We start from the raw sequence: 11929 nt of genomic DNA on the forward strand, positions 1-11929 counted from the left end.
TCTAACTCGAAAGGCTACGATCAACGCCAGGCGCACAGTGCATCCCACAAGCGGGCCACGGAGACCACTCCGGAGGCAGCGTTTGGGATGCGCACTTCAGACATGGAGTAAGTAGTGTCAGATCCTTATTCATTGTCTTCGTTCGGACGGACACCTGGCTTACGGACCGTCACGTCCCCATTGACCCGGGCTTGGCATGCAAGTCGAACCGTCCGCGTAGCCCGCAGTCGCGGTGACAACAATTCCAGCGTCTCACGCTCGTTGTCCTCTATGGCCGAGAGCTGCTCAGCGCCTTCCGTCACTTCAACCCAGCAGATGGAACACGTACCGTCGCCGTGGCACAGTGTAGGCCAGCGATATCCACTGCGCTCGGCGGCGGCCATGATGGTTTCACCCTCGTTCACTTCGACAACAATCCCACGCGGCTCCACGCCAACGCAATGAGTCTTTGTGCTCGTGGCGGGCTTATTCCCGGTCACTTAGCCAGGTATTCGGAGATTACGCGGTGGAGATTGCTCACATTGCCGTCGGGCCGTCCCCAGACGGGGCCGCGGAAGCCCCGGGAATGCACACCCTTCTGCCACTTGGGCAGGTTGGTGAAGTCCTGGGTCATGATGGTCCCCCAGATCTTCGTCTCCTGCCAGTCTGGGTAGAACTCATACTCCATCGGTGGGATATCGGCCCCCTCTGGAAACAGCTTCAAGTAGAAGACGTCGAAAAGGCACTCTTCGTGATTGAGTCCATTCGGTCGAAACCTCAACGTGAGCGCGTTTCCGGCGTTGCAGGGAAACGTCAAGTTGGGAAAAAGGTTCCACAACTCGCCCGCCAAGAGATCGGCATCGCTGTAGGCACTCAGGTCCACACCTTCGGCATCTGCTTGTTGACGGCGAAGGCCAGCGAAGAATGATCCCACAGTCACTTCTTCCGGGAGCTCCATGACGGTCTCGATGAGCTGATTCGCTTGGGCGATATCCTCGTCGTTGTAGAAGTCGAACTCCGCAAGGTCGCCCATCAGCGCTGTCAACACATCGCGCCGGTCTATGTCCTCGCTATCAAGACGGGCGCTCGGTCTGCCCATATGCCCCGGTGCGATGCGGTGCATCCCATGGTCGCCGTACTGCTCGAAAATCATCCCGGTGTCATCGAGGTACCTCAACGACTGCGGATGGGTACCGATCGCGTGATAGGTCTCAACAAAAGCTTCGTGGCACAACTTCCAGTTCGCCTTGATCACGGTCGACCGCAGGCGGGTGCACACCATGTTGTGGACGCCGAAGTTCTCCACCCGTCGCGCCGCCTCACCGAGGTACTCTCTCAGAGGCACAGCATCGGGATCCATGTTGATGAAGACGAATCCCGCCCACACCTCGACCTTGCATTCGGGCAGCCGCAGTTCTTCCGCCGAGGTTGCGGTCGGGTCGAAGTCCTGTGGATCGACGATCTCCTTCAGGGAGCCGTCGAGATTCCAACACCATGCGTGTGAGATACACCGGATCTCCGAACACGTGCCTCGCCCCTGCTTCAGCTGCATTCCTCGGTGCTGGCAGGCATTGAACAGCGCCTTGATCTCGCCTTGCTTCGTGTGTGTGATCAGAATCGACTCGTCGGCAATCGTGTACTCGCAGTAATCGCCGGGTTTTGCGACTTCTTCTACCCGGCACGCCGCCTGCCAAACCTTCGGCCAGATCTTCTGGCTTTCCAGGCGAGCGAACTCAGCAGACGTGTATCGCTCGGGAATTCCGAACTGTCGCTGCTTGCTTCGATATTCGGGGTTCGTCTTCGATTCTGCGGTCGATGTCATCGTATTGAATCCTCACTCTGGATTGCCGGATTGCCGCGCCTGGCAGCTCGTCGAGAAAGCTTGGGTACGTTTGGCTGACTGGTTTCGAATCAACCTGATTGGGTGGGCATGTCACAATGTCCGGTATTTCAAATGGCGCTGACGACATTGGGCCTTTTGGCCGTAGCCCTCACGATCGTCATCCTCGTGCAACCCGCGGGTAAGCACGCTGGACAGGCGGTATAGACGAATTTCCGGATTCGGAGCCCGGTTTGGACTCGCGATGCCGCGCAGCGTGCACCGGGAGAGTCTTCGCCGTGTGCGCGTGTCGACGCGCCGTGATCGGCTATCGTTCTGGCTGACGTCGGCAATAGGCCCGGCGACCACCCAGCGGCGCCCCGTTCCTCAGATGGCCCCATTCCTCAGATGGCCACGAACGTGATGGTCAATCGTAGGGACAGGCGCGGTACAGTGGATCAGTCAACTCCGGTTCTTTGTGCAGCAGAGCCGCCATCGGCCGGCTGCTGTCGGGACGATGCAGACGAGCCAGCTCTGCCTGCACGGGCCATAGATGTAGATCGACAGTTGACCCTGGAGGCGCCGCCCGGCATCTCTATCTGCGCAGCGCAGGCTCTCAGGAGACGCCCAGAAGCTCAGCCGCCGTACCACCGTAGAACTTCGCTTTCTGTTCTGGTGTGACGTCGTCAAGTACCGCACCGAATGTTGTCAGCGGGTGCGCGAAGCCCTCGCTGTGCGGCCAGTCACTGCCGAACATGACGTTGTTCTCGAGTCCTCCCTCGGTGATGTAGCTGGCGAGGGGCTCCATCGGATTGACTGTGCTGCGGAAGTGGTCGAGCAGGTACTCGCTGGGCTGTCGTTTCAGGTCGACGGTATGTCGCCGTGCGACCGCCTCGTAACGATACGAAATATCCAGGCCGGGCCCGTTGATGACGTTGCCGGTGCTGCCTGGGATACCTTCGGCGCTCATCCCGATGAGCCCATTGATCCAGCCTGCTGTGAGTTCGACCGTCGCGAATCTAAGATCCGGGAACCTGTCGAACACACCGTTGAGAATGAGATCTGCAGCAGCGATCTGGACCCCAAGATGCGAGAACGTCATATCGAGGGCCGTGAACAAGGGATCACCGGCGTCTACGAACCAGCCTTCGTCTAGGCAACTCGCACGCACATCGGCATCCTGAATGTGGAAGATCGGTACGATCCCGTTGTCTACGAATGCCTTCCATGCCCTGTCATGATCGGGGTGAGACATCCGGCGGCCGTCGACCAGACCGTACGAAACCAATGCAGCCTTGATTCCGTTCTTGCCAAGGTATGCGAGTTCGCGCTCGAGCCAGCCCAGATCGCCGCCCCTGAGGGTGACGTGCCCGGTCGGCTCCAGACGCCCGGCACCCTCCTGTCGTACGGCTACCGCCCAGCGGTTCCAGGCGGTGAAGTTCGCACGGATGATATCCAGCCGGTCGTATACGTAGCGTCCCCAAACGGCACCGAAGTGCGGATACAGAATCGTCTTATCGACACCGAGCTCGTTGAGCTGCTCGACCCGCGCCTTCGCGTTGGTGCACGACATGGGCATGTCTGCGACATAGTCGATCTCGGCGGCCTTCCGGTCCTTCCAGTTCTGCCACGGGCCGAAGAATGAAACAAATCCGTCTTCCGGAACTGTCTTTGCATAGATCCACATCAACTGGTTGGTCGTCCTTGAGTACAGCCAAGGGTAGCCAAGCTCATCACGCGTAAGCTCCAGTGCGAGGTGCCTTTTGTCGGGATCGCAATGATCCATCCACATCTCCGGGTACTCGAACAGATGCTGATCGAAGTCAAAGATCACGATGGCCCTCCATTTGTTTGTGCCGCACGTGTATATAGGTCTGGATGTGTTGATCTCAAAGTAGTTCGACCTTCTCGGTTTCAACACGGTCTGAAATTCAGATGACGCGAATCTTCATCGCAGGACGCGATTCACAATCCCATGCTGCGCCCGATGAGGTCCTTCATGATCTCGGTCGTCCCGCCGTAGATCGTTTGAACGCGGGTATCGACGAAGTCTTTGGCAACCTTGTATTCGTTCATGTACCCGTATCCGCCATGCAACTGCAAACATGCATCGACCACGCGGTTCGCCAGCTCCGTGCACCACCACTTGGCTTTGGCCGCGTCGACCGCTGTGCATTCTTTGTCCAGTACGGCTCGCAGGCAACGGTCGACGTACTGTTCTGCGATATCGAGCTCGGTGTCCAGCTCGGCGAGGACAAACCTGTTGTGCTGAAAACTACCAATGCTCTGCCCGAATGCCTTGCGATCCTTCGCATACTGCAGTGTCTGGCGGAAGGTCTCTCGTGCGCCGGCGATCGCGGCAATCGCGATCGACAACCGTTCGGACGGAAGATTAGCCATGAGGTGATAGAAGCCGCGGTTCTGTTCGCCGAGCAGATTGCTGCCGGGGACGCGGACATCGGTGAAGATCAGCTCTGCAGTGTCCTGCGCGGGCTGGCCGACCTTGTCGAGCTTGCGCCCCCGTTCAAATCCCGCCATCCCACGTTCCACGACCAGCAATGACAGGCCTTTGTGACCGGCTGAGGGCTCGGTACGAGCGACTACAATGATGAGGTCGCTGTTGATACCGGCGGAGATGAACGTCTTTGAGCCATTGAGGATCCAGTCCTCACCTGAGCGCACGGCGCTGGTGCGGATGCCGGCCAGGTCACTGCCGGCGCCCGGCTCACTCATTGCGATAGCACCGATGAGCTCACCGCTGACGAAGCCAGGCAGCCAGCGTTGCTTCTGTTCTGGGGTCGCCAAATCCTTGAAGTACGGTCCAACGATGTCGTTGTGAACACTCAATGCGGGCGTGAGAAAACCGAACTTGGCGAGTTCCTCGACTACCACCGCATTGAACCGGAAGTCATCGGATCCGCCTCCCCCATACTCTTCGGGCATGTTGAATCCGATCAGGCCATAGTTCGCCGCGGCGACGTACGCAGCTCGGTCGACGATCTTGTTGCGCTCCCACTTCTCGGCGTTCGGCGCGACCTCCCGCGCGATGAATTGGGCGGCGGTTTGCCGCAACTGCTCATGCTCAATATCGAAGATCAACCGCTTCATTGCTCTAGCTCTCTCTCCGGTACGCCGCGCTATAACGAACTCGCCAGGAGTTGTTCAACATCTGATTGGACGCAGACAGGACGGCCTGGTGAGCGTCGTCTGCCGTGCCCAGCATCACCGCATGCCCGATGAACCGCCCTCAGGGAGCCGGTAGTTCTCGAACTGCGCCCGAAGAGTCTTCTTGCTGAACTTTCCGACACTTGTCTTGGGAACGGCGTCGATGAACTCCACGGCCTCGGGTAACCACCACCTGGCCACCCGTGTTTCCAGGTGCTCGATGACCTCTTCTGCGGTCAACGATTCCCCTGCCTTCACCACGACGCACGCCAAAGGCCGTTCGACCCATCGCTCATGCGGGATGGCGATCACCGCGGCTTCGGAAACCTTCGGATGCGACATGATTTCGTTTTCGAGTTGCACTGAGCTGATCCACTCACCGCCTGACTTCACGAGATCTTTCGTTCGGTCGACCAGCAACAGGGACCCGTACTCGTCGCACACCGCGACATCTCCAGTACGAAGCCAGCCGTCGTCGGTGAAGGACGACCCGTGGTCGGTTGTCTCGTAGTACGCGCTGGCGATCCACGGTCCTGCGGCTTGTACTTCACCGGTGCTGCTGTTATCCCACGGAACCTCTGCCCCGGTTTCTGGATCGCAGACCCGCAGTCGGACGAGAGGTACGGGCGGCCCCTGACGTGCCTGGACGCGCAACCGCTTCTCTTCGCTCAGGTTTTCATGGTGAGTTCGCGGTGTGCACAGCGTGGCCACCGGGCTGGTCTCGGTCATTCCCCAGATCTGGGTGATCGGCACCCCGATCGCACGGAGGTAGCGCTGCGACAGCGCCACGGGAACGGCGGAGCCGCCGCTGAGAATAAGACGCAGAGCGGACAGGTCGTAGTCACCTAGCAGTGGTGCGACGCCCATCCATATCGTCGGCACGGCGGCGGTAACGGTGACTTTGTGATCGGCCAAGAGTGTCACGAGTGCCTTGGGCGTCATATTCGGCCCCGGCAGAACGACGCTGGACCCGGTGAGTAGCGCCGCGTAAGGCAAGCCCCAGGAGTTCACGTGGAACATCGGAACGATCGGCATCACTATGTCGCGTTCGGACAACCCAAGTACATCGGCGGCGAGAGTGGCCAGTGCCTGTAGCACTATGGACCGGTGTGAATAAACAACCCCCTTCGGATTACCTGTTGTTCCGGAGGTGTAACACATTGCAGCTGCTTCGTTCTCGTCTCTAACCACGAATTCCCCAGCATAGGGTTCGTTGTCTGATAGCAACTGCTCGTACCGCAGTACTCGTGGATCCTCGGGAACACTGTCTACAGACCCATCGTCGATGACCACGAAATACTTCACCGTCGACAGTTGGTCTGATAGCGGCCATAACACCGCGAGAAGCGAACGGTCGACGAAGATGACCTCGTCTCGGGCATGGTTCACGACGAAGACGATCTGTTCGGTGAACAAGCGGATGTTGACCGGGTGCAGAACCCGGCCGGTGCACGGGGCTGCGAAATACAGGGCCAGATGCTGTTCGGTGTTCCAGCAGAAGGTTCCCACCCGCGCGTCATCGCCGACACCCAATGCGTCAAAGGCGGTCGCGAGCCGCCGCACCTGTCCACACACATCTGCGATGGTGGTAGTCGACACCACTCCTCCGGCCGTGGCCGCGGCGACGGGCTTATGACCGAAATACTGCTCGGCGCGATGAAATATGTTCGGTAACACCAGCGCACGATTCTGCATTAGTCCAAGCATGGCGCGTCCTTCCGCTCTCCCACAAGAATGAGACCGTCGAGTATCACCCGGGTGTGGCAATAGATTTCGTCTCGAGGAACTCGCCAAACCCGTCGGTACCGAGCTCTCGACCAAGTCCGCTCTGCTTGTATCCACCGAAGGGAGTGTCGGCCGCCAGCCAGACGGCACCGTTGATACCCACAGTTCCGGTGCGGAGCTTCCGTGCGACGGACATGGCTCGACCGAGATCCGCGCTGTGCACGGCCGCCGACAATCCGAACACGCTGTTGTTGGCGATCCGCACTGCATCGGCGTCGGTCTCGTAGGGAATCACCGCAAGAACGGGACCGAAGATCTCCTCCTGGGCGATGACAGCATCGGGGTTGACGTCGGCGAATAGCGTCGGCTCGACGTAGAACCCCATCGGCATGTAGTCGGGCTTGCCGCCCCCGACGACCAGACGAGCTTCCTGCTTGCCCTTGTCGATCAGCCGCAGGATCTTGTCGCGTTGTGTCGCGTTCATCACCGGACCCACGATCACATCGGGGTTGGAGGGATCGCCGCAGCGCAGCGACTCGAATGCAGCCTGGGCGATCGCCAGACCCTCGTCGTATCTACTGCGCGGCAACAGAAGCCGGGTGGTCAGAGCACACCCCTGACCCGCATGTGCGCATACTCCGGCGATCTGTGCGGCCAACGACGGTAGATCGGCATCGTCCAGGATGATGTTCGCCGATTTGCCTCCCAGTTCGAGGCACACCCGTGTGACATTGTCGGCGGCGGCAGCCATGATGCGCTTTCCGACACCGGTCGACCCGGTGAAGGTGATCATGTCGACCCGCGGATCCTGCACCAAGACTTCCCCGAGTAGCGGCGCAGCTCCCGTCACGACATTGACGACCCCGGGCGGTATATCCGTCCGCTCGGCGATGATGCGCCCCAATGCTGTACCACTCCAGGGCGTATCGGGCGCCGGTTTGAGGATGACTGTACACCCGGCCGCCAATGCCGCCGCGAGTTTGAAAACGTTCAACGCCAGAGGGTAGTTCCAGGGCGTTATCGCCGTGACGACGCCGATGGGCTCGCGCAGTACCGTGCGTTGAGATGTCACGCCAGCCAGGGTGGCGCGCGACGAAATCTGTGCTTCATAGGGATAGCTGGTCGCCAGATCAGCCCAGAAGGAAACTGCGTCGAGAATGGTGTCGAGCCAGATCGAATGGGTCAGCGCGACCGGAACGCCGGCTTCCTGCACCAGGATCTGCCTCAAGTTCTCCTGTTCGGTATACAACGCGTCTCTGAGCTGCCGAAGACAATGGGCGCGGAACTGATGGTCCTGTGGCCAGGTGGTGTTGTCAAAGGCGTGTCGCGCGGCCGCGATCGCATCGTCTGCGTCGTCGCGACCTGCATCCGGCGCAACCCCAATCTTCGCTTCAGTCGCGGGATTGATATTCGGGAAGGTTCGGCCGTCGGCTGCCTCACGCAGTGCACCGTTGATCAACAGAAGCGCCATTGCCATCTCCCATCCTCTTTACTAACGCGGGCTTTTCGGTATACGGGCAGAGTCCTATCGCCCACGATGATGCCGTCCTGCTACCGACGGCATCACCGTGGGCGTCCCCCCTACGGACTCGTGCTTGACTACTTCTTGCCGGTGAAGTAGGCCTCCACGTCAGGCAGCTCCGAAAGTCCTGCCAGCAGGCCGCGTGGGTCGAAGTAGTCTGTCCACCTTGCGATCTTGCCGTCACGCACCTCAAAGACCCCTACCACCTCGACTGTCAGGATCTCCTCACCCTCCTGAGTGCGTCCGACATCGACGCGTTCGGTGAACACCACGCCGTCAGGCCCCTCGGCGAGGTGAAGCACCTCCGCGGTCAGTACATAGTCACCGAAGACCTCGCCGCTCATCTCGTGTTTGGACACGATGTCCTCGATCCCCACACAGGGCGGAAACCCCGAGTTTCCCCACTCCGCGTCATCGGTCATCGACGCCCGCAGGTGTGCGGGTACCTTGGACAGCGGCTGTTCCATACCTTTGAGGAAAGCGCGGACGACGGCCTCATTGCTCATGTCATCTACTCCATTATCAGGGTGTTGATTGCGGTCGGGAATCGACCACGCTGAGAGGTGCCGCTCCTGCGTCACTACTACTCGTGTGAAGCGAGTTGTGCCGAGCTATTTGGCATTTCAGCGTCGAAACGGTCGCCACCAGTTTGGGTCGGCCAAAGTGCGGGTGTAAGGGGCTTTAGTTCAGATGGTGCGTTGCATCACTGATCGGCGGATATGGATCCGTCGTCGGGTATCCAGTTCACAAGTGTGACGTCGTCTGACGTCGTCACGAACTGTGCCCGCATGCGTATATCCACTCTCAGGCCCGGACGTCCTGCGATGTAGCCTCCAAGGCGGACTCCCGGGGCTTCATCGAGCTCAACGAGGACGAACGTGTACGGCACCGGAAATGCGGCGTGCACCTGATGTTCGGCCACTGTCCAAGACACTAAACGGGCCCGCGGTGCAACCACTCTCCATTCAGTCGTCCACGACCGGCAAGTATGGCAGTATGACCGCGGCAAGTGCAGTATCGCACCACAATTGGCACAGACACAGACAGCCACCTCACCTCGTTGCGCGGCGAGCCAGAAGCCTGCCGTGTCGGGGTCATTGGTCACCGGCAACGGTGCCGTCCTGCTCACTGGATCAGGAGAGCTTCTCGAGCTTGGAGACGTCCATGTTGAACAGGGAAGCAGCGTTCCGCCACAGGATCTTCTCCTTCGTCACGTCGCTGACGCTCTTCAACCCCACCTCGATGGAATGCTCGATCTCGGCCTTGTCCAAGCACGTTTGGTGCGGATAGTCAGTCTCGAACATCAGGTTGTCCTCGCCGATGGCGTCGATATGCCACGGCTGGAGATCCTCGTACCAGTAGTTCGCATAGACCTGGCGGCGGAAGTAGTCGCTGGGCAGCATGCCGTCCTTGTCGAACTCCGGCCGCTCGAGCCACGGTTGGTACTTCTTGAAGTGGAAGTCCAAGGCCTCCAGCAGAAATGGGATCCAGCCGATCGCACTCTCTACGGAGACGAACCGCAGCTTCGGATACCGGGCCGGTACACCCGACATTAGCAGGTCCGCCAACGTGATACCGCTCTCCAGGAAGAAGGAGGTCGTGAGTCGGGCAAGCGTAGCGCGCCATCCCTCGACCCTCGTGCGCTCGTCGTTCATATGCGTGCCCAGATCCCCACCACCGACATGGAAGCTGATGGACAGTCCGGAGGCCTCCGCGGCAGCCCACATCGGATCCCAATGTCGGTCGGCCAGCAGGGGTTGCCCGTGCTGGTGCGGTTTACCCGTCGAGACTAGTCCCTTGTGGCCGGCGGCGGCGCAGCGTTCGATCTCGGCGACTGCGGCGTTCACATCCCAGTAGGGAATCAACGCCAGGGGAAGGAGGCGATCCGGGGCAACGGAGCTCCAGTCCAGCAGGAAGTCGTTGTATGCCTGCAACGCCGCTGTCTGGAAATCAAGGGCATCGGGACCGGCCGCGGCGAAGATGTTTGGCCCGACGAACCCGAGGTTGGGGAACAGCGCGGCGGCTTGGATTCCGTAGTCGTCCATGACCTGCAACCGCGCCTTGGCATCGAATGCCGAGGGATGCATCGAGGAGAACCGATCGGCGTAGTCGGGAAACCTCGGGGAGCGCATCGGCTTGCCATCCTCGCCCGGCACCATGATGCAAGTGCCCACGGTGAATACGGGCTGATCGTTCATGCACCAAAACTCGCCCTTGCGTTCTTCGATCCACTTGACCTGTGGAACAAGGTTGCCCCAACGCTTCTTGGACATCCTGCTGGTCCACAGGTCGGGTGGCTCGGTGATGTGGGTGTCAGTATCGATAATCAACGTCGAAGCAGCCATATTTCCTCCAGTTGAAACGCGTAGTCGGCGAGATGTATTCGATGGTTTGAGGATTCCCTCTGCAGGTTCATTTCGGCAATGGGTTCGTCTTCAGATGGTGAGTTTCTACGCCAACGTGAGATCACGTGCCTACGACAAAGGCCGCCACGGTGGTTGCGGATCCACCGATGTTGAGCAGCGCTGCCTTTCGGGCATTGGGCACCTGATATTCACCCGCCGTGCCGGTGACCTGTCGGGCACCGTCGAGCAACATTCGTACTCCGGTGGCGCCGACTGGATGGCCGAGCCCGAGCAGACCTCCGCTGGGGTTGATCGGCAGAGTTCCGTCATGATCGATGACACCTTCCTCGATGGCCTGCCACGACTTGCCCGGGGGTGTGATACCGAAGTGGTCGATCGCGGCATATTCCGACACCGAGAAGCAGTCGTGCGTTTCGACCAGGTCCAGCTCGGTCGGGCCGCTGCAGCCGGCCCGGCCGTAGGCGTCCAGGATTGCCCGACGTAGGTGCGGGAATACATACTCTTCCTCCGCGCTCGCGGCGAACTTGTCGTCCAAGAGCATGGTCCCCGTGCGGTGCCCCCACCCCAGTATGCGTGGCAGGCTGTCCAGCGGAACCCCGTGATACCGTGCCCACCTCGCTGCGTAGTCCTGCGACGCAAGGATCACCGCCGCCGATCCATCGGTGATGCGACTGCAGTCCTGGCGTCGCAGCCAGCCGGCGACAACGGGGTTCAAGGTGTCGTCTTCATAGAACGATTCACTGGTCAGCTGCCAGTCCCTAGTCTGAGCCCGCGGATTCCGACGCGCATTGGAAATGTTAATCTCAGCGATGCGGCCTAGGTGCCGGTGGTCGATGCCGTACCGCCGTTCATATTCATCCGCGATAAGTCCGAACATCACCGGCCATGGGAACGCTTCGTCGACTACCTCCCGGCCCGCCCACGCTGCACAGCCAAGCCTGCGCCCGGCCTCCTGCCCGCCGATATTGCGAAGCACCTCCACACCAACAACCAACGCGGCGTCGTATCGTCCGCTCTCGATGTCGGCCATCGCAGCCAAGGTCGCCATGCTTCCCGATGCGCAGGCAGCTTCGTGACGTGATGCCGGTTTGCCAGCAAGGTGCGGGTCGACGGCGGCCACGAGGCCGCCGAGTTGGCCCTGCCCGTTGAAGATCTCTCCGGCGAAGTTGCCGACGTGAATCACATCGACAGCGTCTGTGTCCATCCGCGCGTCATCGAGCGCGCCGAGCACCGCAGATTCGATGAGTGGGAAAATATCGCCGGCGGGCGCCTTCTCCGCAAAATCGGACTGCCAGCCACCCAGTATGTAGGTCGCCTCCGTCATGGTGTTCTCCTCAGCGAGTCATCCGAAGT

10 protein-coding genes are annotated in these 11929 nt (G+C 60.2%); all 10 read right to left on the minus strand.

From position 1 onward, the window contains the following. Nucleotides 1-125: 125 nt before the first annotated feature. The 10 genes from ACNUDN_RS24975 to ACNUDN_RS25020 all read right to left on the minus strand — a co-directional run bounded on the left by ACNUDN_RS24975 (nucleotide 126) and on the right by ACNUDN_RS25020 (nucleotide 11900). Nucleotides 126-479, minus strand: a complete 354-nt coding sequence (locus ACNUDN_RS24975) for a 2Fe-2S iron-sulfur cluster-binding protein (protein WP_419124391.1) — start codon at nucleotides 477-479, stop codon at nucleotides 126-128. Further along, nucleotides 476-1801 carry an aromatic ring-hydroxylating oxygenase subunit alpha gene (locus ACNUDN_RS24980; protein WP_419124392.1) on the minus strand — a complete coding sequence of 442 codons (1326 nt, stop codon included), beginning with the start codon at nucleotides 1799-1801 and terminating at the stop codon, nucleotides 476-478. The genes ACNUDN_RS24975 and ACNUDN_RS24980 overlap by 4 nt, the downstream gene beginning before the upstream one ends. A 613-nt stretch (nucleotides 1802-2414) precedes the next feature. Beyond that, entirely contained in the window at nucleotides 2415-3632 is a 1218-nt protein-coding gene (locus tag ACNUDN_RS24985) for an amidohydrolase family protein (RefSeq protein WP_419124393.1), read from the minus strand. 131 nt (nucleotides 3633-3763) lie between these two features. After that, nucleotides 3764-4906, minus strand: a complete 1143-nt coding sequence (locus tag ACNUDN_RS24990) for an acyl-CoA dehydrogenase family protein (RefSeq protein ID WP_419124394.1) — start codon at nucleotides 4904-4906, stop codon at nucleotides 3764-3766. Nucleotides 4907-5020: 114 nt separating this feature from the next. Further along, nucleotides 5021-6670, minus strand: coding sequence for a long-chain fatty acid--CoA ligase (locus tag ACNUDN_RS24995; protein ID WP_419125301.1), 1650 nt, complete (start codon nucleotides 6668-6670; stop codon nucleotides 5021-5023). 43 nt (nucleotides 6671-6713) lie between these two features. Further along, nucleotides 6714-8159 carry an aldehyde dehydrogenase family protein gene (locus tag ACNUDN_RS25000; protein WP_419125302.1) on the minus strand — a complete coding sequence of 482 codons (1446 nt, stop codon included), beginning with the start codon at nucleotides 8157-8159 and terminating at the stop codon, nucleotides 6714-6716. Between the two features lie 128 nt (nucleotides 8160-8287). Continuing rightward, entirely contained in the window at nucleotides 8288-8716 is a 429-nt protein-coding gene (locus tag ACNUDN_RS25005) for a limonene-1,2-epoxide hydrolase family protein (protein ID WP_419124395.1), read from the minus strand. Between the two features lie 197 nt (nucleotides 8717-8913). After that, a complete protein-coding gene (locus ACNUDN_RS25010) occupies nucleotides 8914-9339 on the minus strand; it encodes a Zn-ribbon domain-containing OB-fold protein (protein ID WP_419124396.1) in 426 nt (141 codons plus the stop codon). Between the two features lie 4 nt (nucleotides 9340-9343). Continuing rightward, on the minus strand, nucleotides 9344-10555 hold the full coding sequence (locus ACNUDN_RS25015; protein ID WP_431960845.1) for an amidohydrolase family protein: 1212 nt from the start codon (nucleotides 10553-10555) through the stop codon (nucleotides 9344-9346). 121 nt (nucleotides 10556-10676) lie between these two features. Next, the gene (locus ACNUDN_RS25020) at nucleotides 10677-11900 is read right to left on the minus strand and encodes an acetyl-CoA acetyltransferase (RefSeq protein WP_419124399.1); all 1224 of its coding nucleotides are present in this window, start codon (nucleotides 11898-11900) and stop codon (nucleotides 10677-10679) included. Between the last annotated feature and the right edge of the window lie 29 nt (nucleotides 11901-11929).

It is taken from the genome of Mycobacterium sp. smrl_JER01, from assembly GCF_048513595.2.
GTDB lineage: Bacteria > Actinomycetota > Actinomycetes > Mycobacteriales > Mycobacteriaceae > Mycobacterium.

Coding starts and splice junctions, on each gene's coding strand:
- ACNUDN_RS24980 (WP_419124392.1), bottom strand. CDS start 1,801: ATGACATCGACCGCAGAATCGAAGACGAACCCCGAATATCGAAGCAAG.
- ACNUDN_RS24990 (WP_419124394.1), bottom strand. CDS start 4,906: ATGAAGCGGTTGATCTTCGATATTGAGCATGAGCAGTTGCGGCAAACC.
- ACNUDN_RS24995 (WP_419125301.1), bottom strand. CDS start 6,670: ATGCTTGGACTAATGCAGAATCGTGCGCTGGTGTTACCGAACATATTT.
- ACNUDN_RS25000 (WP_419125302.1), bottom strand. CDS start 8,159: ATGGCGCTTCTGTTGATCAACGGTGCACTGCGTGAGGCAGCCGACGGC.
- ACNUDN_RS25005 (WP_419124395.1), bottom strand. CDS start 8,716: ATGAGCAATGAGGCCGTCGTCCGCGCTTTCCTCAAAGGTATGGAACAG.
- ACNUDN_RS25015 (WP_431960845.1), bottom strand. CDS start 10,555: ATGGCTGCTTCGACGTTGATTATCGATACTGACACCCACATCACCGAG.
- ACNUDN_RS25020 (WP_419124399.1), bottom strand. CDS start 11,900: ATGACGGAGGCGACCTACATACTGGGTGGCTGGCAGTCCGATTTTGCG.